We start from the raw sequence: 20,571 nt of genomic DNA on the forward strand, positions 1-20,571 counted from the left end.
ACGCCTGCACGGCGAGATCGGACTCGTCCCACCAGTCGAGTTCGAGGACGAGCACTACCGGCACAATCCCACACCGACTACCGTCGGCGCGTCAGTTCAGAGCCTCCACTGAACCCGGCACGCGACATGGTCTCAACTCACTCATTCGAATCAAGCACCGTCTTCGGACTGAGCGGTGAATGGGGCAGCGGTAAGACGTCCCTGGTGAACATGATCGTCGAGGAACTCGAAGGCGTCCGCCCTAAGTGGGGCATCGCCCGATTCACGCCCTGGGCAACCAGCGACGTCGCTGGATTGCTGGCGGAGTTCTACTCATCCCTCGCCGAGGTGCTGCCTCCAAAGAAGGGCGAGAAGGTCCGCAAGGCGCTTGCCGTCACAGCGTCGGTCGCGGCTCCTGCGGCGAACCTGATCCCATTCGGCGGCGGCGTCGTCGCGGAAGGTATCCGACTCGGTTCCGAAGCGCTAACCAAGTCGCCGTCCTGGCAGGTCGCGTTCAACGCCGCATCTGCGGAGCTGAAGGAGTTGCAGAAGCCCATCCTCATCGTGGTCGACGACATCGACCGGTTGCACGCGGACGAGCTGATGGCGCTCCTCAAGGTCGTCAGGCTCCTGGGCCGCTTCGACGGCGTTCAGTATCTCCTCGCCTACGACGACGAGACGCTGTACCGCAGCATGACCACCTCGGGCGCAGTCACTCCTCACGACGGCACCGCCGAACGGTTCATGGAGAAGATCGTCCAGTACCCGCTGATCGTGCCACCGATGATGCGCTACCAGCAGATCACCCGCCTGAACGACGGCTTGGGTCCAGTCCTGGCCGGGCGCGCGGGTGACCGGATCGCGTCCGGTCGGCTCAGCGAGCTCACTGATTGCTTCACCCGGCTGCTGACCACTCCGCGCGCGATCGACCGGTACATCGCACAGGTCAAGCACCACATTCCGCTTCTCCCGCCCGACGAGATCGACGACGAGGACGTGCAGTTCCTGACCCTGGTCAGGGTGAGCTTTCCCGCACTCTTCAACGCTATTCCGCGCTACCGCAACGAGCTCATCACGGGGAACACAGGCGAGCTCCAACCAAAGTCCCCCACGTTCGAGTACGTGAAGTTCGATCCGACTCCCTTGTTGGAGCTTGCGCCGGAAGCGCTGCGGGCCTACGCCCAGACGCTGCTCGTGGCGCTGTTCCCCAACATCGGCGCGACGGGAACCCTCTTCGTCCCGGCAAGCGACCGACGACAAAGCGTCCAGCACGACGAATACTTCGATCGCTACTTCGCCATGGGAATCCTTGATCACGATGTGAGCGACGCGATCGTCGCGTCCGCCGTCGCACGCGCGGTGGCCGGCGAGCCTCTTGACCTGGGTGAGCTCATCCTGACCGAGGACGACAGTCGCGCGAACCTGGTGCTTGGCAAGGCGCAAGCTGAGGCCTCCCAGCCGACGGACGACACCGGCCGGCTTCAACTGGCCCTAGGCCTGGCCGACGTACTGAATCGCCTCCCATCGAAAGCGACGTCTGACTTTTCAAGCGACGACCAGATTCGCGGCTGGATCGCGGACATCCTCATCGGACTTGACAAGGAAAGCCCGGCTGAGCCAGTTGCAGAAGTTCTTGACAGGATCAGCAGCCCACCCAACCGCATCCAGACCTGGCGACGGGTCGAGAACAGGATGGCCCGCATCCACGGCTCAAGCCGTCCGCAGTGGTTCGACCATGTCACAGCTACGCTCGTCCGCGGCTGTGCGACGGACTTCATCGAGCACCTCAAGCTGGGTGATGCCGCCCCGGGATCCTCCATGGTCGCCTACCAAGCGGCGTTCGTGCTCGGACACGACCCCGCGGGCATTCGTAGTGGCATTGCGGACCTGCTGGAGTCCGGGGAGGCCAGCTTGTCCATCCTCGCCTCCAGACTCGCTTCGACTAGCGGAAGCGGTGAGGACCGGCAACTGCAAGTCGAGTTCGAGCAAGAGATGTTCAACGAGCTCGCACCCGCTGGGGACGATCCCTGGTACCACGAACCGATGGACTCCGACGTAGACGTGCATGACCTGAGCTGGGCGAACCGACGGCGTTTCGTCGCTGGACGGGTCAGCGCACCCCAGAAATCTTCGACGTCGCCGGATTCGAACTGACCAGCCTCGCATCGAATGGCCGCCGCGCCGGATGTCTTCCCACCTCGCATTCGGTCGACAACCAACGTGCCCGGCACGCACCTCTGGCGATTGGGTCCCAATTCCCGGGACGTGTCAGTCCAGCTGCGACCGCGTGGGTCGACCAGATCTACTCGCTCGTGCGCACAGCCTTCCGCATCCTCGACACCGATGAGCGGGCAGTCTCCTCGGCGTTCTCCCTGGCTTGGGGAGTCGGAAGGTGAGGAAACAGCCTGATCTCTCGACCGACTTCGAAGGGGAGCTGTGCCGGATCAACGGCAGTTCGGATGCCCCGACAGGCGGAGTGCGCACTACGCGCGGCCGCTGCGGGCGCGGCCACAATTGCGCGCGAGGCGATCAAAACTGCAACCCTAGGCGCGCTCGAAGACCGCTCCTACGGCGCTAGAACCACGGCGACAGCGCACTGTCGATCTTGCTCTGAGCAGAACTTCATCCGCTCCAACAGCACGGCCTTGGCTCCGGCATGGTCGAGCCGTTCGAGCAGCGCCTTCCAGAACTCAGACAGCACGGGCCTTAGAGGATCTGTGATCTCGTCTGATCGGCGAAGCCCGACCCGAACCCCGTCTAGGATCGTGACGAAGAGCTCGGCTGTGACCCACGGCTGGCTCGCCGTTATGCGAAGTAGAACCCGCAGGTTGCTTGACGCCTGCTCGGCGACCAGCCCACTTGTCAGGCCGGTCGCCGAACTAGCCATCCACCTGAATAGGCGGTCAGGGACGTGGTTCTCCGGGCGGCTAAGCGCCTGCATCAAGAAACTCAGAGCCTGTTCGCCATCCATCCACGTCCGCGCCCGTGCCAATGACGTTGCCAACCCGCCCGGCGCCCAACCATCTAGGTCACCGGCCAGGCTCATCGCGTCGCGGTCGAATCCCAAGTCGACATGGTGGTCACGAACCAGACCCGCTCTGATAGCCACGGCGAGGTCAGGCGCAATGCGCCCGGCGGAAGCGAGGCGCGTAGCTAGGTCGAAGGAACCGAACGTAAACAGGCCATGCTCTCTTGCCAGCTGCTGCACCCCGACGTCGTCGGACCAGAACGGAATGCCAGTGTGCGCTGCGTGGTCCATCGTCGCCAGCCATGGCGTTTCAGCGAGCCGGTGGCTGGACAGCGCACGAAACTCACGAACGGCATGGCGCCGCGCTGCCGACAAGAGGATGGTCATCTGCATGGCCTGAGCAAGGAGTTGCTCGGACTGCTTCTGGCTGGGCTGCATCAGACTGGCCGACTCCGACCCGGGATCCCAAACGATGACCTGGGCCATCCCTAACTCGAAGATCTCCCTAGTGTTGAGGGTGTCGAGGAAGTCAATCTCGGTCGAGTCCATCCGCTGGAACGCGCTCGTAAGACTCGCAGACAGGGCTGGGCCCAGTGCTGAGAGCGTCGCGATCGCCGAAAGATCGACGGCGACGACCTTGTCTAGCGCCGCGTCTACGTCGCTGCTGTTGTCGCGCGTTGGGTCATGGCTCAAGGTCCACCCCTCGAGCTTGAGAAGCGCCGCAGCAGCGTGCGGGAGGTTGTATACCTGGCCCAGCAGACCTGGGGGAAGCGGTCCGCCAGCGACCTCCCCTCGAATGGCTTGAAGAGACTCGAACTGTGACCTGGCCTGCTCTTGCAGCTGGGCTTGCAGGTCAGCGACCGGGGCGGCGAAGAGGTGGGGGTTTTCGGGGAACCTGTTTACGTAGTCATCGATCGCGGCTCGGATCGTGGTCTCGTCCTCCGATGAGGGCTGGACACCGTTGCGCTGGAGCCAGAAGTAGAGCTGGGCGACGAGGGACCCCAGTGCATCCGAGTCGTCTCGCCACCGTTCCATCTCGTTGAGGATCCGACGCAGGTATCGGAAATCGACATCGAAGCGAGTGATGAGCTTGGCCCACAGGGCCGCATCCTCGGCGTCTGACGGGTCGATGGGATCGCCATCGGGCCGGAGCGCGTCCCACGCGTCGTCGACGTCGCCTTGCCGGACGAGGCAGCGGACGTAGGTCCACCGGTGCGCGTCGTCGTTGGGGTCGAGCGTTATGAGGGTCTGCAGTTGGCGAATCGACGATGCCGGTTCGTTGAGCTGCTCGTGGATCGTGAATAGCAGTTTGCGCGTCTCGATCTCGCCGCCCCACTGTGGGCCACCCAAGTCGAGGGCTGCTTCGGCGGCCTGGCGCGCCTCCTCGACATCGCCCGCACGCAACAGTTGAGCGCTCCCCATCCGCATCAGAGACGGGTCAGACCAGCGCTCGCCTGCGGTGGTCATCGTCTCGCCTGACCGTCGGTAGTCCTCCTCGTCGTTGTACATGCCGGCAAGGGTGACGGCCATCAGTCGGTCGTTGAGCGCCCCATTCCGGAGTATGGCAAGTCGTTCGTCACGATCGCGGGGGAGGGCGTCGAGAGCACGCACCTCGGCTACCTGATCGGGGTACTCAGTCTCCACTTCGGACAAGTCGGGGAGTTCGACGTCCCCACCCACCATCATCAGAGCGGTCTGCACGCGGGCGAGGTTGTCCGGTGCAGCCGTGTACGCACGCGTCCAGGCGGCCATCGCGGTCTCGTCGTCGTGGGCGTACAGCGCTTCCATGCCAGCCACTGTGGCGATCGCGTACTCGTCCCCGGAGGCTTGTGCTAAGAGCGCGGCGTCTTCCCGTCTCCCGGTCATCGCTGCGAGCACCGCGGCCTGCTGCTTCACAAAGGGGTCCTCCGCCTCGTTGGGGAGGGCGTCGCCCGAGGGCGGTGTGCGGGTCAGCTGGTACCCACGGTTCAGGTCGTGCATAAGGGCGCTTGCAGTGATGGCGACGCGCACTGCGGCTACGACATCGCCTGACCACTGGCGTCGGCCGTTGCGTGAGCGCACAGCAAGGTCGAAAGCCTCAGACGCGTCGGCTGAGGGCCACACGCTGCCGCCGAACTTCGCTCGCTGGAGAAGGAGTTCTGCTGCGATCAGGGCGAGGCCCGAGGCGTGCTGAGTCGACTCCAGAGCAGTCCTTGCTGTGGCGACGGCGTGGTTGATGCTCTCGGGAGCTTGGGCGCGCGCAAGCAACCCGGCCTTCATCGCAACCTCGGAGGGGGTCGTGACAGTCCAGTCCTCGAGCGCAACGATCCCTGCACGGAGGTCGTCGTCCCAGAGGGCTTGAAGCGCACGCCCCAACGGGTGATCAAGGGCCTTGTCTAGGACTTCGCGCGCCCGCGAAAGGTTGGTGCTTGCTACAGAATGGGCAGCACGCGCGTAGAGCAGTCCACGTGGGCTTCCGCCGAGGTCGACTGCCCTCTCGTAGAACGTGCACGCCGCCTCGCCTGCGCCGTAGTCCTGGGCGACCTGCGCAAGCCACTCCCAGACCCGAGTGTTCGCGGTCTCGAGCTGCTCAGGCGGGTGCAACGACCAGTCGGTCAGGACCTGACTGCGGTCGTTGGCGGCGGCTAAGGCCTGCACTAGGCCGATGAGTGGAGGCCATTCCTCGGCAAGCTCGCGACCGGTGTCATTCCGCCATGGATGCAACTTGCGTAGGGCGACCGGGTACGTGTTGACGTCTGAGACCGCCTCGAGGATGGAGTCACGGCTGGCCTCGATGGCCTCGACGATCTCCTCGGTTTGTCGTCCGATGAAGCCGCGCAGCCAGGTGTGCTGATAGGAGATCGCGGTGGCTGGGTCCTGGGCGATGAGGAACTCGGCGAGCACGATGGTCAGCAGGTCTCGAGCCTTCTGATCCAGGGTGTCGTCATGGCCCACGATGAGCCACTTCAACTGATCGATCGCCGAGTGGACGCCCTGCTCGGTTCCTGTGGCGAGCAAATCTTGGACGTCATCGCGCTCGAGCCACTGCGCTAAGGACCCAGCGGTAATGACAATGCCTTTGTCCTCGGCCGCCCTTGAGGCCGACTTGGCCACCCGCTGACGAACGGTGCGATCCTTTAGTAGCCGGACCGCAGCCTGCGCCGCAAAGTCGGCGGCAACCTCAGCCAGCAGCGGCCACCCGCCAGCTGCCTTCGCTACCTTTACGGTCGCTTTCGCCGCTGAACCGATGTCCGCCATCTGGAGCTCCCTCGTTTCAGGCGACACGATAGCTCTCAGCTCCGACATTCATGCCGGGCCGACCGGAGGAGCAAATGCCGTACTCGTCAGACCCGAGCGTGCCGTACGCGACCTTTGCCCAGGCATGCCGCGCGTTCAAGCCCACCGAGCTAATGCCAGTTCTGGCGCGCATCTCGGCAGCCCAGGGAGAGCCGCCTTACGCCGAGGCGATCAAGCAGAAACTGGCGCCGTGGGGTCTAGCGGCCGCAGCGAGAGACTCACTGCTCTACGGCAACGAGTTCCGTGACAAGCGAGCAGACATGCGGGCACTCGAGAGACTGATGCGCACTTTCAATATCTCCGGTGTACCTCCAGAGTCGTCCCTACCTCGCCCTGACCTGCTCATCGCGCTGATGACCCGACTCACCTACGAGCAGTTCCCCTACCAAGAGTCGATGTACGAGGAGGTCTCGCGCAGCCACGCAATGCTCATCGACGGTTTGGAGCAAGTCGCGACCGAGATCGTGACGCCGGCCTCGATCGCCGAGATGCTAGGTGGAATCCCTTTGCGCGAGGCGGTCGGGGCGACCTTCCTGCTCCAAGTCGGCGCCTTCCAGAACGGCGGTGTGTACGACCCGAGCTGGCTCGATCTGGAGCACTTCAAGCCGGTGCTGGACCTGTATCCGCGCGCGTCCATCGAGGCGATGGCGGCTAGGCTGACAATTACCCCTAGCGACTTCCGAGACGCGTTTAGGGCTCACTCGGTCGGCACCTCCGAGACCGCGCGGTTCGACTACAACCCCTTGGTCGCTACGCCGTTCGTCGACATGGGCGACGGAGTACCCATCGCGCCAGCGGCCCGACTCATCTTGCGCTCGGTGACCCCGGGCAGCCTCTACTACGCAGGCATCGCCAACTACGGACCGGACTTCGCCAGAGAGCTCGGCTACCTGTTCGAGCACTATGTCGGACGGCAACTGAAACTCATCGCAACCGCGGAAGTTCACCCGGAGATCTTCTACGGCAAAGGTGACGGCCGCCAGAGCGTCGACTGGTTCGTGGTGCTCCCCGGCCTCGTCGTTCTCGTCGAGGTCAAGTCGCGAAGGCTAACTGCAGCAGCTCAAGCAGGCGACGAGGGTCTCCTCGACGTCCTGTCAAACACCTTGGGCAAGGCACGCAAACAGCTGGGCCGAACCGTCGAGCAGCTGGCAGAGGCAAACCCCGCGTTTGCGCACATCCCCACCGACCGCCCCATGCTCGCGCTCGTGGTTACCTCCGAACCCTTCTACACCGGCGCTGCCTATCTGATGAACCACGACGTGGCTGTAATCCCCGGCGTAAGCCTTCCCGACGTTCCGATCGCGGTAGCGAGCGCACGGGAACTTGAATGGCTTGTGACACACGACGCCGGTGTAGAGGGAATCCTCCTCGAGCTGATCGCAACGCGCGGCGACGGAGTGGTGAGCCTAGGAAAGGTCGGGAAACCTGAGGGCGCAGAGAACCCCATTCTGACCAAAGCCTGGGAGTCCTACCCTTGGCCGTCGCCGCCTGCGGGCATCTGAAGTGCTTGACGGCGTTGCAGGAGAACGGACCAGGTCGCGCAGCCCTGAACGCGGCATGATTCATATCAACTCGCCCTCCAGCGCTCGAAACGGACGAAATCGCGACAACAGGTGCGTGCTCTGATTTCGGCGATTCGGCCGCTTGAAGCCGTGACCCATTCTGGGCGTTTGCATGCGCCTTCGCGGCGCTAGCGTCCGCTCTCGTCTAGACGCCGGCGACGTAGGCGGTGAGGAAGTGGACGCCGTGGCGGTCGAGGTTTCCCGGGCACGGTCGTAGTGCTCGGTCGTGCGGGGGTCGGAGTGTCTGGCCAGGATCTGTGCGTCTCGTAGCGGGACGCCGGCGTCGAGGGCGTTGGTGATGGCGGCGTGGCGTAGCGAGTGTGGGCTGATGTGCCGCGGGATAGCTGCTGCTTTCGCGATGCGGGCAACCATCCGGTAGGCGTCTCGCCGGTCGATCGGTTTGCCGGACACGGGTCGCAGGATGAGTCGGCCCCCGGTACGGCTGCCGCGGCAGGCCTCAAGGACGCGCAGCACGGGAACGGTGATCGGCATGGTGGCGGGCTTGTCGCCCTTCCCGACCAGGTGCAGCACGCGGTGTCCGCGAAGGGTTTCGGCGTAGTCCTCGATCCGGACCGCGGCCGCTTCGGATGCCCGTAGCGCCTTGATGCCGAGGAGGAACGCCAGCGCTCCGTGATGGACGGTGATCGTCTGGGCGACTTGCAGGAAGCGGATCAGCTCGAGACGGTCCAGGCCTTGGGTGCGGGATTCGTCGCGGTGCACCTTCGGCAGGCGCGCGTAGACGGCCGGGTCGGAGACGATGAGTCCGTCGATGTGGGCGTAGCGGAAGTAGCCGCGCACGGCGTGCATCGAGGTGACGACCGAGGACGCCATCAGCCCGGCTTGTCCGAGGTGTCGGATGTAGAGCTCGATGTGCGCGCGCTGGATCCCGACGAGCGGGTCGAGGGCGTTGGTCTCGCACCAGGCGAACCAGCGCCGCAGCTGGGAGGCGTACAGCGTGTGGGTGTGCCCGGAGTAGCGGGCGAGGTACGACACGGCAGCGAGCTGGGCTGGTGTCATGGCGTCTGGCTGGAACGGCAGGAGGGTGTTCATTTAGGTCACCTGGCGGAGTCGGCTGAGCCTCGCCCTTGTCCGCCGCACTAAGGCGAGGCACTTGCCCGACGCTAGGGCCGGTAGCGGCCCGACGGTGGAAAGCCATCACCTTCGGCAATGCCCGTCCGGGAGCCGCGATAGACGGCTACGGTCCGTGTGTGGACGACACGACCGCGCCTGCGGAGAAGCGCATGCGGCTTCGGTATCCCGGCAGGTGCAGGGAATGCGACATCGCGCTTCCCGCGAACTCCGAAGCCATCTACGAGCGAGAAGCCAGGACCGTCCGCTGCCTGACCCACGAGCAACCCAAGCTGGAGCCCACCCCCGTCGACGTGGGCACGGCTGGCAGTTCCGCGCGACGCGAGTTCGAGCGCCGCAAAGCCGCCCGCGAGCAACGCATCCGCACCAAGCATCCGAAGCTCGGCGATCTCATCCTGGCTTTGAGCGACGAGCCGCAGTCCACCACGGCTTGGGACACTGGCGCTGTGGGCGAGGAACGACTCGGTAGGCGCCTGAATGAGTCGGAGTCCGAGACGTGCCGTGTGCTCCATGACCGCCGGATGCCCGGCAGTCGCGCGAACATCGACCACCTCGCGGTGACGCCGACGGGCGTCTACGTCATCGACGCGAAGAGGTACCGGGGTCGCCCACAGTTACGGATCGAAGGCGGGTTGCTGCGCCCACGAGTGGAGCGCCTGATCGTCGGCCGCCGGGACTGCACCAAGCTGGTTGACGGTGTCCTCGCGCAGGTCCAAACCGTCCGCAGCATTGTCGGCGAGCAGGTCTCGGTGCGCGGGGTCTTGTGTTTCGTGGACGCTGACTGGCCGCTGATCGGCGGCACGTTCGCCACACGCGATGTCGAGGTCCTGTGGTCTAAGCGCCTGCTGTCGAACCTTGCGCAAGCAGGGGCTCTGGACGCCGAAGGCGTGGGCCGAGTGCATCGTGAGCTGTCTGACGCATTGCGTCCTGCCTAGCGCCCAAGAAGACGGCGGAGTCGTGCGCACGCCTAGATCTCCCAACTCAGCGTGCGACTCGCACTGGTCTGCTTCGATCGACCAATGACGTTTGATGCGCCGCCGGCGCCCCGGCTCACCGGTACCGAGCAGTTCAACGGCGTGGACGCCGCAGTCATCGAGTTCTGGCGGTTCGCGATGAACGACCTCCGCACGAACAACGTCCGTGGCTACCTGGCCGAATTCCTAGTTGCTTGCGCCATCGGCTCAACGGCCGCGCGGGTCGAATGGGCTCCATGGGACGTGACTGGGCCAGACGGCATCAGGGTCGAGGTCAAGTCGTCTGGCTACCTTCAGGCCTGGGGGCAGAAGAAGCTCAGCATTCCGAGATTCCGAGTCGCTGCTGCCTACGGATGGGATGAAGTCACGGGAGCGTGGTCGACGACCCAGGCGTTCAACGCAGATGCGTACGTGTTCTGCCTCCACACCGCCGTGACCCACGACGGCTACGACGTACTCGACGTCTCGCAATGGGAGTTCTACGTCGCTGATCGAGGAGCCATCGAGGCACAGCGCGGCGCCTCCATGGGCCTCGCGACGCTGGCAAGAGTTGCCGGACCGCCGCTGCCGTTCTCTGAACTTGGCGACGCAATCGCGTCCGCAGGTGAGCCGAGTCGACTCACGCGATCGACGTAGCCACCGCCTAATCGCGTGGCGCTTGAGCGGCGTAATGGGCTAGGTCGGCTGTCACCGATCAGTGCAGCGGTCCCGAACGGCCGTGGTGTCAAACCGAAGGGCGGCGAGGCAGAACTAGAACACAGGCCCCACCATTGTCTCTAGGCTGGCCGCCTAGGACTTGGTGATGCAATCAACGTTTACGGGAGACGTGCATGAAGATCCGCCTCGGGCCCGACGGCATGCACGTCTTCGACAGGCGGACCGGCCTGAACGTCCTCCTCGACGAGATCGAGCCGCCAAAGCGAGCCTGGGCCACTGCGCCGCGCCAAGTCTCGGTCGCGGTGACCAATGCATGTGACCTAGCGTGCTCGTACTGCTACGCCCCGAAGCACCGCGCGGTCCTCGAGAAGAGCGACGTGTTCAGGTGGATGGACGAGCTCGACCAAGCTGGAGCACTCGGTGTCGGATTCGGCGGCGGCGAGCCGACCCTGTACCGGCACCTTCCCGAGGTCTGCGCACACGCCGCTGAGAAAACCGACCTCGCGGTGACCATGACGACCCACGGCCTCCGCTGGAACGCCGACCTGATCTCGCGCCTTCGAGGCACCGTGAACTTCGTTCGGGTCAGCGTTGACGGGGTCGGAAGCACCTACGAGCGCCTCCGCGGGCGAAGCTTTACGCAGCTGCGCGCCGCCTTGGACGCGATCGCCGGCGACTTCCGATGGGGCATCAATACCGTGATCAACCAAGACACGATTGGAGACCTCGACGCCCTCGTCGCTGTCGCCGCGGAGCACGGGGCTTCCGAATTTCTCCTGCTCCCGGAGCAGCCGACCGGCGGCACGACCGGCGCCGGCGAGGAAACGCTGCGTGTCCTGCAGGAGTGGGTCGCCGCGTACACCGGCCCAGTGCCGCTCGCCACCTCGGCGCAAGCTGAGCTTGGCGTTTCAACCGCGGACGCACTTCCTAGGGAAGTGGGCCTCCGCTCGTACGCACACATCGACGCGAGCGGAACGGCTCGCGCCTCGTCGTACGCAGCCAGAGGCGTTCGGATTGGCGAAGATGGCGTGATCGCTGCTCTTGAGCAGCTCGCACAGGTGGAGGCGGCATGAAGATCTGGCATGGCTACGGGACCGAGCACTCGATGAACCTCAAGCTCATCGGGCACTTCGCGGACGCAGATGAAGCGAATGCAGCGATTGAGGTCATCAAGGTCCTGACCGCGGCAGCAGAGTTGGAGCATGAGGCTGGACGCTTGGAATACGGCGAGCCCCTTCGGATGTTTGGCGACGAACTTCTCGCCGTGCTGAGCGAGGTGAAGATCCATAGTCTTGGGTACGCCGACGTTGAGCAGTTCCTGTACGACGCCGACGTCAAAGCAGATGGGTCCGACGTCGTCGTTCAGACGGACGAGATCGACGTGATCGCCTTCGTCAAGGTACTCCTCGCCCGTGGCGCCATTGTGGAGATGTTCTCCATGCACGATCACAGCACCGGGGTGGGGGGCCAGTAGTGCCCTCTGCGCCTGCTGAGCGCCGCACCGGCGAACCCGCCGTGAAGGCGGCGTCGTGACCGAGCTCGACTGGAGCCGGTTCGAGGACCTGCCCGGCGACCAGACCGCCAACTTCGAGCTCCTGTGGCGCGGCGCGGTGCGTCACACCTACGGCAGATTCGGGAGGTTCCAGGCGCGATCCCAGCAGCCGGGCGTCGAGTTCCACCTCAAGCTCGAGAGGGGCTGCCCGCTCGGAGATGCCGGCGACTGGTTCGGCTGGCAAACGAAATGGTGGCCAGGTCTTCAGCCCGGCCGCACGATCACCGCATCCCGGAAGAACGACGTCGAGGACTCGCTCGACAAGACGAAGACCCACCTTCCAGGGCTCACGGATTGGGTTCTGTGCACCCGCCGCCCCTTCGCACCGACCGACGAGCCTTGGTGGGATTCCTTGTCCGGTAGCGCGCCGTTCAAGCTGGATCACCAGGTAGCAGATGACCTCGCCAACCTACTCACCGGCGATGCTGAACTTTTCAGGCAGACGTACTTCGGAGATTTAGTCCTCACCCCGGACCGGCTGGAAGTGCTTCAGGAGCGCGCTCTCGCCGACGTCCAGGAGCGTTGGTTCCCCCAGGTGCACCAGACCAGCCCCGCCGAAACGAAGCTCCGGCGCATGCTCGCCGAACCTGATGCGTGGGAAGACCTCAAGTTGTTCGGAACCGAGATCACTTCGCTCACGGCGATTATCGAGAGCGATGTCGACTCGGAGCCACTCGAAGCATCTATCCAAGAGGAGTTGGATGTGCTGCTCGGGACTGCGGAAACGGTCCGGCAGCTCCTCGCCGACGCTCACGAGCACCTCACGCCGGGGGGAGACCACACGTGGCGCGAACTAGGAGAAGCAATTGTCCCAGACCCGCCTCCCGCGATTCCTCCGGTACTGCGCAAGCTTCGTGCCGCCAACCACCCGGCGGCGCTCGCCTGCGCCAACTTGGTCTTCCACACCCGCGATGCCGCGGCGCTGGCCAAGAGCGTGTTCGGTCACCTCGCGGTCCGGTGCGTCACAGTCACCGGTGATGCCGGGTACGGGAAGACCCAGCTCGCGGCCAAGCTCGCAAGCCCCTCTGAATCCCGACCCGCTGGCATGCTGCTCTTCGGCCGCCAGCTTCGAAGCCGCGACAGTCTCGACGACCTCGCCGCGCGAGTGTCCGTCAACGGCAGGAGGGTCGAGACCTTCGAAGCCCTGCTTGCCGCCGTCGACGCGGCCGCGGCCCGCGCCCAATGCCGCCTCCCAGTCGTCATCGACGGGCTCAACGAGGCCGAGGATCCTCGCGAGTGGAAGTCGCTTCTGGCGCAAGCGGAACTGGTGCTCAAGGACTATCCGTCGGTTCTCCTGATCTGCACGCTCCGGTCGGCCTTCGCCTCCCGGGCGATCCCGCTGTCGCTAAGCGACTCCGTGGTGGTTCTCGACGGCTTCGGAGAGGACGTCGAGGAAGCGGTCGCGAGGTACTTCGATCACTTCAACATCGACGCCGGTGGCGTAGACCTGCCCCTAGAGCGATTCGATCACCCGATCGCGCTGCGGATCTTCTGCGCGGTCATGAACCCGAACAGGGAACCTAGGGTGCGCCTGATCGGACGAGCACACTCATTGAACGCGATGTTCGACGGGTACTTGGACGACGTCGCGAATCGCATAGAGACCCTTACTAGTTCTCGCATTGGTGCCACCGACGTTCGCTCGGCCTTGCGGGCCCTCGGCGTGGAGATGTGGAACACCAACTCCCGCGAGGTCAGCGAGATCAGGGCTAAGCAGCTATTCGGAGACACCCAGCGGCGCTGGGACGAAACCATCCTCAACGCGCTCCAGGGCGAGGGTGTCCTCATCCGCCAGACAGCGCAAGAGCTCGACGAGGAACAGGATGGGCTCGAGACCCCTGAGGCGCCCCACGGTCAGGAAGGGCTCGTTGTGGCTGTCGTCTACGACCTCCTCGCGGGTCACATCGTCGCGTCGGCCATGGCCGAAGCCGGCGGCGCGTCGTTCGCGACGTCTCTGCGTGCCCCCGGAGTCGAGGCAAAGTTTCTCGGCGAGACGGCCGAGGTACACCCCTTGGCCCTGGACATCTTCGACGCACTGGTGTTCGTGCTCCCGCAACGCGGACTTGGCCACCTCTGGGAGTACGTCCAGGGCACTCTCCTCGACGCCGCGCTCCTCCGAGCGACCGAACTCGCGCCGGAGGATGTCAACGAAGCCACCATCGCGGCCTGGGAACAGAACCTGCCGACCTTGGCGGGCCGGCCGACCTTCTGGGCGCGGCTTCGGTCCGTTCGTGCGGTACCGGAGCACCCGTTCAACGCGCTCTTCTCCGACGCCGTTCTCCGGTCTGTGACGGTGGCCGACCGCGACCTCACCTGGACCGAGTGGCTCCGGAGTTCGACCCAGTCGTATCTGCCTCGACAGCCGGGAACCGACGCACGTGCGATGGAAGACCTGCGGTTGTGGACGACGCGTTGGCGGGAGACCGATGAACGAACCGAGGCTGACGCACTGCGCGCCCGGTGGTTCATGTGGATGCTAACTAGCACCGTCCGAGACCTGCGCGATGCAGCGACCGCCGCCCTGTACTGGTTCGGCCGAGGCGACGCTGGGTCGCTGTTCGAGCTCGCCGCCGGGGCGCTGGAGATCAATGACCTGTACGTCGGGGAACGAGCAATTGCCGCGGCGTACGGCGTCGCCACCGCTCACCAGCAACCTGACCCCAGTTTGGGAAACCAGCTCCGGACTTACCTCGAGGCGCTCTTGGCTGCGACCGCCGGGGACGCCCCCACGGCGCCGACCTATCACCGGCTCATCCGGTACTACATCGCTGGAACGTTCGAATTCGCGCGCATCTACTACCCGGACGCGTTGCCGGAAAATGCTGCCGGTGGCATCGAGTTCGCCGACGGTCACCTCCCCGAAACCCTCCCCGAGGGCGACGGTCGACACGATGAAGTCGAACAAACCATCCACATGGACTTCGGGAACTACACCCTCGGTCGGCTCTTCGACGATCGAGGCAACTACAACTACGAGCACGAAGGACACCGCAACGCCACCGCCCAGGTCCTCGGCGTCATCTACGACCTCGGCTGGCGCAAAGACCGGTTCTCGTCCGTCGATAACATCCTAGGCCGCACGGACACAGACAAGAATCCGAACCGCGTCGAGCGGTATGGGAAGAAATACAGCTGGATAGGGCTGTATCTGGTGACCGGCATGTTGCATGCGCGCGGGGACCGTGTCTACAAGCTCGAGGTCGACATCGACCCGACTTTCCCGCAGGTCTCACCGCCCCTGCCGTTCTCGATCCCGACCTGGGTCCACGCAACACCCGCCGATGACCGTGACTGGCTCATCAACGGGATCGTGAGCATCCCGGACGACCTGATGTACACCCAGACCCTGGCGGGAGTCGAAGGTCCGTGGGTCCTGATCCACGCCGAAATCAACGCGAAGGACGAGCGGACTGGGCGAGGCGGCTACGGCCTGTTCAACACCGTCGCGATCGCACCGGACGATCTCGCCTCGTTCATGGAAGTCTGGGAGCACGTAGAGCACCCCGGCCGCGACCTCATCGAACTCCCCAAGGCGTACTATCTCTTCGCTGGGGAGATCCCGTGGCACAAGCGGATGGTGACCTCGGGCGACGACATCGCGGGCACGGGTATGCGTCCCATCGAGCGCGACGAGGATGATGGCTGGGAGGACTACCACGACCGCGAGGACCCGTACGTCGATCACATCCGGATGGATCTGCCCGTCCCCACAGACGGCGATGATGCGCGCGTTGATCGAGAGACGTCGGACGATGAACTCCTCGAGATCCCATACGGCGAGCCCGAGGACGGCGCTGAGGGTGGAGAGATCGACATCCTGGCCCTCATGCGGGCCAGGGCGGATGCCTACCGCGCAAAAGTACCACCGTACGTGGAGTTGGAATTCGAGTCGCTGGCCCACTCGTTCGCGTGGGAGGGGCATAACAGCTCGGAGAACCAGTCTTTCGCCTACGTGCCGAGCCAACGTCTCTCGCAGCACTCGGACCTCCGCTCGCTTCCCGCTGGGTTTAACCAAGTCGATGTCGAAGGTCGTCCCGCGTCATTGAGCTTCAGCGCGCCCGAGGGCTTCGACGGCCATGTGCTGTACATCCGAGAGGACCTCGTGACGGCGTTCACGGGTGACCGGTCCGTCGTCACGTTTGGATGGGGCGAACGCCAGATCCACGCCGACTGGTCCAAGAAGACTCCCGATCGACTCCTGGAGGTCTACCGGGCTTACCGCAACGTCTGGCGAACACATCGCGTCATCGCTGAAGGAAGGCCGAAAGCGGTCGGCGGGAGGCAAAAGGACGAAGGAAAGCCCGAGTAGTCGCTGCTACCTCGGGACACCTCTTGTTTCACAAAGCACTCGTCGCCACCCGGTGCCTACCCCGCAGCCGTCGTCCCGGCCGAATCACTGCGCGTCTTAGTGGGCGCTGTGGGGCAGCTTCACCGTGGGCGCAACCCCATCAGCGCACGCGCAGCCTGGCCGAGGTCGAAACCGGCGTCGTCACTCGTGGCGGCGCACTCCAGCAGACACTCCGGCTCGAGTTCTGCGGAGAGAATGTCGCAGAGGTCAGAGTCGTCGACCGGCTGCCCATATTCGGACAGGACGTCCTCCCACCTCAGAACGAGGTTGATGGGGGTGCGACACGCGGCGTAGAAGGCAGCCCGATGTAGTGGGAATCCTGGGACAACCGTTCCGGGTTCCGCGAAGAGCGCGGTGAGGCCGACAAGGTTGTCATCGGCGACCCCGTATCGAGTGGCGAATCCTTCCCATGCCACAGCGTCGATGCGTGGCGACGAGTGCTCGGCATAGAAGGCACCCCTGCGCACTGGGAACCCACGGGCCACGTCCTGCGGCCGGATGTGGGCCCGGACAAGGCTGCGGAGATCGTCGTCACTGACCGGGAAGCCCTCGATGAAGGCTTCCCACTCGACGGCCTCCTCGACCGCGCAGTGGTCGACGTACAGGTGCCCGCGGCTCGCTGGTAAGCCCGCAAGCAGCCAAGACATGATGTCGAAGTCGACGTCCCACCATCGGCTGGATTCGGCCATCCGTGCGTACTCCCGAACGTCTTGGGGTCCGCACCCTGCTATGTGCACTGCAACCGCGTCTGCCAGAGGGAGCAATGGCACGAATCCGCACGCAGTGAGCGCGGGGATGCCCGAGGTCGTGTAGTCGTTCAATGTGGCGACGGCCAAGTCCGCGCTGTGTCGGTAACTGCGATCGGCGCAGTCCTTAGTCTCACGTTCCCAGGCGATGACCACTTCGAGTGGGTAACCGGCGGCTTGAAGAGCGTCCGTCACCTCGCGCGCCAGTGGTAGCGCGTACATGACTGCTTCGAGTAGGTGCTGGGTGGCCTCATCGGCGCTCGACGACCTGCCGGATAGCTCCGGATAGGTAGGACTGGTCGCTTCGAAGGTGGCGCCGCCCCACGGATCTAACTCCGGATTGCCCTTAGAATCCCGGACGCGGTCGAGCGAGATGGCGAGGGGGGTCGGGAGGAAGGTGTAGTCCATTGAGTGCTCCTGAGATCGCGGCGGACGTGTCGATCGCGCCCGCTCGGAATCTGTATCGGCGCGATTTAGATCGACCGACACCACGCGGTCCTCGATTCCGTCCTCCCATAGGGGCACCCCAGGCAACCCTCGATCTGACCCAGATGCAGGCAGCGCCCGTCGGCCGAGCCCGGCAACGCTCCGAGCGCGCGCTCGGACACACTGCGGACACAGCAGGGGCGCAAGATGTGCGCTGATATGCGTCGATCTGCGCTCGACATTGTCCGATTCCACGCTCAGTTCGACTGTTGGTGCCTACTCACCATCTGACTACGGATCAGAAGGTTTGGGGTTCGAATCCCTACAGGCGCGCAGATCGAAACGGCCCCGGCTCCGTGCCGGGGCCGTTTCTGCGTCTCAACCCGCCTGCGGACCGCTGTGCCGGTTGCGCTTGGGCCGGTTCGCGCCCACCAGGAACAGGCCCATCCCCATCACCACGAGAGTGGCCAGGGTGAGCAGCACCGCCGCCCACAGGAAGGGCGGCCAGTCGTGCTGGACGTACTGCTGGGTGAGCATCGCTACCTCCGGGTCTCGTGCTGATGCCCTCCAGCATGCCCCCGGAAACGCCACCGCGACAGGCCCTGAGGACCTGTCGCGGGTGGGCCGGAAGTCCCGGGCTCGTCAGCCGGCGGACCTGATCAGGCCTGCCAGATCCGCAGCCAGTCGACCGACATGTGCTGCGGCAGCTGCTTGTCCTTCATGTAGGACAGCTCGTAGTCCGAGGAGAGCAGGCTGAGGATCGGGTACTGCGGCTGGCCGGACACGCCCTTGCGGGTACGCCAGGTCTCCTTGCCGTCGATGCGGAAGATGTAGTGCTTCGGCGTCCACTCGACCGAGAACACGTGGTAGTTCTTCGACCACCCGTCCCGTCGGTTCTTCAAGAAGCTCCGCGGCTGCTTGATCCAGGAGCCGGTCTTGACGACCCGGCCGTCGCGCTTCCAGTGGATGAAGCTCGTCAGGCCGCCGCGGCGGTGCTTGTCGCCGAAGTACTCGATGACGTCGATCTCGGCGCCAGCCGTGCGCGGGCTGCCGGCACGGGACACCTCGGGCTGCATCCAGAAGCTGCTGTGCTGGCCACGACGCGTGTGCATCTTGATCCGCGCGGCTGCGAAGCCGTACTTGAACGACACGCGGTTCTGCGTCGAGATGTGGCCGTTGAGGCGGTAGGCGTAGCGGCCGGAGGAGGAGCCCCGCTTGACCGCCTTGCACCTGCCCTTGCGGCTGCGGTCCTTGATCACGCTGAGGCGCACCTTGCCGCCGCGCACCTTGACGGCCTTCGGGCTGCCCTTGGAGCACAGTCGCTTGCTGGCCCTCTCGTAGGTCTGGCCGCGGTGGCTCCACTCGGGGCCGAGCGAGCGGCCCGAGAAGGTCTCGGTGTAGAGCGGCGTGCTCCAGCGTGCGGTGCTCTCGCCGCGGCTCGCGGTGGGTCGCAGGCCCTTGAAGCGCTGGGCCTTCACGCGGTAGGTCAGGGGGGCGCCACGGCGGGAGGCGCGGGCGGAGAACTCCGCACGGCCGCGGCGGTCCAGTCGTGCCTTCCCGACGTTCTTCCACCGGGTGCCGCGCTTGACCTGGAGCCGGACGGGACGACCCGCGCGGCGGGGCTTGACCGTGGCCGTGACGGCCACCCGTGCAGCGTCGGGACTGGCCGTGCGGCGCCCCTGCTGCACGATCTGGGGAAGCACCTGAATCTTCGCGCGGGACCGGGTGGCCAGGCGTTCGGACGACGACAGCACCGTCGGTGCGGCCACCGACGGATCGGCGGCCGATCCGGTGCCGGTGGTGAGGAGCAGGGACGCGGGCATCAGCAGCGCGAGGGCGCCACCAGCCAGCGCACGTCGTGCGGGCATGGCGATGTCTCCTTCGTTGGTCGTGGCTCGTGTCTCTCGACAGGTCTCCCGTCGAGGGTGTCCCGGGCACCACTCGCAGCCAAATCGTCGGGCGTCTATCGGTCCAGCAGCGGCCGGGCCGGGTCCCAGGTCGTGCCGTCGCGCTCGTCGCGCCGCCTCCTCGCGATGGCGGACAGTGACTCGAGGACGACCCGGTTGGCGAGCGCTGCCGTGATGTCGGCGTGGTCGTAGGGCGGGCTGACCTCCACCACGTCGATGCCGACGACAGGCAGCTCGAGGCAGATGCGGCGTACCGCGTCGAGGAGCTCGCGGGCACTGAGGCCACCCGGCTCCGGGGTGCCGGTGCCCGGCGCGTGGCCGGGGTCGCAGACGTCGATGTCGACGGAGAGGAAGACGCCGTCGCACTCGTCGGTCGCGATGGCGAACGCCTCGGTGAGGCACTCGGTGAGCCCACGGTGGACGATCTCGGTCATCTCGTAGGACCGCATCCTCTCCGCGGCCATCCAGTCGAGGGTCTCGGGACCGGGCCAGTAGCCGCGCAGCCCGACCTGGAGGAAGCGGTCGCCCCGCAGCGCCCCCGACTCGATGAGGCGTCGCATCGGCTGGCCGTGGCCCCACAGCGAGCCGAACTCGATGTCTCCGGTGTCGGCGTGAGCGTCGAAGTGGATCATCGAGACCCGGCCGTGGCCGAGCACGTTGGCCACGCCCTTGGCGTCGGGGAAGGCGATCGAGTGGTCGCCGCCGAGCACGACGGGGATCGCGCCGGCACGGGCGACCTTCTCCACCGCCGCCTCCAGGACCCCGAGCGCGCGCTCGATGTCGCCGGGAGGCATCTCCACGTCGCCGGCATCCACCACCCGGAGGTCCTGCAGGCCGTCGGTCCGCAGCGCCAGGCTCGGCCGCGACCCGTCGTGCGGGAGGTAGTCGGTCATCCGGATCGCCTGCGGCCCGAAGCGCGTGCCGGGCCGGTGCGACGTGCCGCCGTCGAAGGGCGCCCCGACCACGACGACGTCGGCACCGGCGTAGGTCGCCGGGTCGTCGAGGTCGCACGCGGGGACGCCGAGGAAGGTGATGTCCGGACCGAACTGAGCGCCGTAGCGAGCCATGGGCAGATGCTAGAGCGCTA

13 protein-coding genes are annotated in these 20,571 nt (G+C 65.4%); 7 read left to right on the forward strand and 6 right to left on the reverse strand.

Going from position 1 to position 20,571, the window contains the following annotated elements:
- Positions 1 to 126 precede the first annotated feature (126 nt).
- Positions 127 to 2,133, forward strand: coding sequence for a KAP family NTPase (locus K4G59_RS06385; protein WP_231250137.1), 2,007 nt, complete (start codon positions 127 to 129; stop codon positions 2,131 to 2,133).
- Positions 2,134 to 2,545: 412 nt separating this feature from the next.
- Here K4G59_RS06385 and K4G59_RS06390 read toward each other — a convergent pair whose 3' ends face one another.
- On the reverse strand, positions 2,546 to 6,184 hold the full coding sequence (locus K4G59_RS06390; protein WP_231250138.1) for a PIN domain-containing protein: 3,639 nt from the start codon (positions 6,182 to 6,184) through the stop codon (positions 2,546 to 2,548).
- A gap of 98 nt (positions 6,185 to 6,282) precedes the next feature.
- Here K4G59_RS06390 and K4G59_RS06395 point away from each other — a divergent pair, with 98 nt between their 5' ends.
- Positions 6,283 to 7,725, forward strand: coding sequence for a hypothetical protein (locus tag K4G59_RS06395; protein ID WP_231250139.1), 1,443 nt, complete (start codon positions 6,283 to 6,285; stop codon positions 7,723 to 7,725).
- A 60-nt stretch (positions 7,726 to 7,785) separates the two neighbouring features.
- On the opposite strand, the gene K4G59_RS06400 is transcribed toward K4G59_RS06395, so the two are convergent.
- On the reverse strand, positions 7,786 to 8,835 hold the full coding sequence (locus K4G59_RS06400) for a tyrosine-type recombinase/integrase (protein ID WP_231250140.1): 1,050 nt from the start codon (positions 8,833 to 8,835) through the stop codon (positions 7,786 to 7,788).
- 158 nt (positions 8,836 to 8,993) lie between these two features.
- Between K4G59_RS06400 and K4G59_RS06405 the strand changes: the two genes are divergently transcribed.
- The 5 genes from K4G59_RS06405 (at position 8,994) to K4G59_RS06425 (ending at position 16,366) form a co-directional block, all read left to right on the forward strand.
- Entirely contained in the window at positions 8,994 to 9,809 is an 816-nt protein-coding gene (locus tag K4G59_RS06405) for a nuclease-related domain-containing protein (RefSeq protein WP_231250141.1), read from the forward strand.
- 84 nt (positions 9,810 to 9,893) lie between these two features.
- Positions 9,894 to 10,484: a hypothetical protein gene (locus K4G59_RS06410; protein ID WP_231250142.1), complete on the forward strand. Its 591-nt coding sequence runs from the start codon at positions 9,894 to 9,896 to the stop codon at positions 10,482 to 10,484.
- A gap of 194 nt (positions 10,485 to 10,678) precedes the next feature.
- Positions 10,679 to 11,578 (forward strand): radical SAM protein, encoded by a 900-nt coding sequence (locus K4G59_RS06415; RefSeq protein ID WP_231250143.1) that lies wholly within the window; start codon positions 10,679 to 10,681, stop codon positions 11,576 to 11,578.
- A complete protein-coding gene (locus K4G59_RS06420) occupies positions 11,575 to 11,979 on the forward strand; it encodes a DUF6375 family protein (RefSeq protein WP_231250144.1) in 405 nt (134 codons plus the stop codon). The genes K4G59_RS06415 and K4G59_RS06420 overlap by 4 nt, the downstream gene beginning before the upstream one ends.
- A gap of 55 nt (positions 11,980 to 12,034) precedes the next feature.
- A complete protein-coding gene (locus K4G59_RS06425; protein WP_231250145.1) occupies positions 12,035 to 16,366 on the forward strand; it encodes an NACHT domain-containing protein in 4,332 nt (1,443 codons plus the stop codon).
- Positions 16,367 to 16,485: 119 nt separating this feature from the next.
- On the opposite strand, the gene K4G59_RS06430 is transcribed toward K4G59_RS06425, so the two are convergent.
- The 4 genes from K4G59_RS06430 to speB form a co-directional block, all read right to left on the reverse strand.
- A complete protein-coding gene (locus tag K4G59_RS06430; RefSeq protein WP_231250146.1) occupies positions 16,486 to 17,559 on the reverse strand; it encodes a hypothetical protein in 1,074 nt (357 codons plus the stop codon).
- Between the two features lie 396 nt (positions 17,560 to 17,955).
- Positions 17,956 to 18,114: a hypothetical protein gene (locus tag K4G59_RS06435; RefSeq protein WP_231250147.1), complete on the reverse strand. Its 159-nt coding sequence runs from the start codon at positions 18,112 to 18,114 to the stop codon at positions 17,956 to 17,958.
- Between the two features lie 122 nt (positions 18,115 to 18,236).
- A complete protein-coding gene (locus tag K4G59_RS06440; RefSeq protein WP_231250148.1) occupies positions 18,237 to 19,445 on the reverse strand; it encodes a glycoside hydrolase family 16 protein in 1,209 nt (402 codons plus the stop codon).
- 95 nt (positions 19,446 to 19,540) lie between these two features.
- The gene (gene speB / locus K4G59_RS06445) at positions 19,541 to 20,551 is read right to left on the reverse strand and encodes an agmatinase (RefSeq protein WP_231250149.1); all 1,011 of its coding nucleotides are present in this window, start codon (positions 20,549 to 20,551) and stop codon (positions 19,541 to 19,543) included.
- Positions 20,552 to 20,571 lie beyond the last annotated feature (20 nt).

Source organism: Nocardioides furvisabuli (genome assembly GCF_021083185.1).
GTDB classification, from domain to species: Bacteria; Actinomycetota; Actinomycetes; order Propionibacteriales; family Nocardioidaceae; genus Nocardioides; species Nocardioides furvisabuli.

Excerpts from the sequence above, each read along its gene's own strand:
- K4G59_RS06410 (WP_231250142.1), top strand. The coding sequence starts at position 9,894 with ATGACGTTTGATGCGCCGCCGGCGCCCCGGCTCACCGGTACCGAGCAG.
- K4G59_RS06385 (WP_231250137.1), top strand. The coding sequence starts at position 127 with ATGGTCTCAACTCACTCATTCGAATCAAGCACCGTCTTCGGACTGAGC.
- K4G59_RS06390 (WP_231250138.1), bottom strand. The coding sequence starts at position 6,184 with ATGGCGGACATCGGTTCAGCGGCGAAAGCGACCGTAAAGGTAGCGAAG.
- K4G59_RS06440 (WP_231250148.1), bottom strand. The coding sequence starts at position 19,445 with ATGCCCGCACGACGTGCGCTGGCTGGTGGCGCCCTCGCGCTGCTGATG.
- K4G59_RS06415 (WP_231250143.1), top strand. The coding sequence starts at position 10,679 with ATGAAGATCCGCCTCGGGCCCGACGGCATGCACGTCTTCGACAGGCGG.
- speB (WP_231250149.1), bottom strand. The coding sequence starts at position 20,551 with ATGGCTCGCTACGGCGCTCAGTTCGGTCCGGACATCACCTTCCTCGGC.
- K4G59_RS06430 (WP_231250146.1), bottom strand. The coding sequence starts at position 17,559 with ATGGACTACACCTTCCTCCCGACCCCCCTCGCCATCTCGCTCGACCGC.
- K4G59_RS06400 (WP_231250140.1), bottom strand. The coding sequence starts at position 8,835 with ATGAACACCCTCCTGCCGTTCCAGCCAGACGCCATGACACCAGCCCAG.
- K4G59_RS06420 (WP_231250144.1), top strand. The coding sequence starts at position 11,575 with ATGAAGATCTGGCATGGCTACGGGACCGAGCACTCGATGAACCTCAAG.
- K4G59_RS06435 (WP_231250147.1), bottom strand. The coding sequence starts at position 18,114 with ATGCTCACCCAGCAGTACGTCCAGCACGACTGGCCGCCCTTCCTGTGG.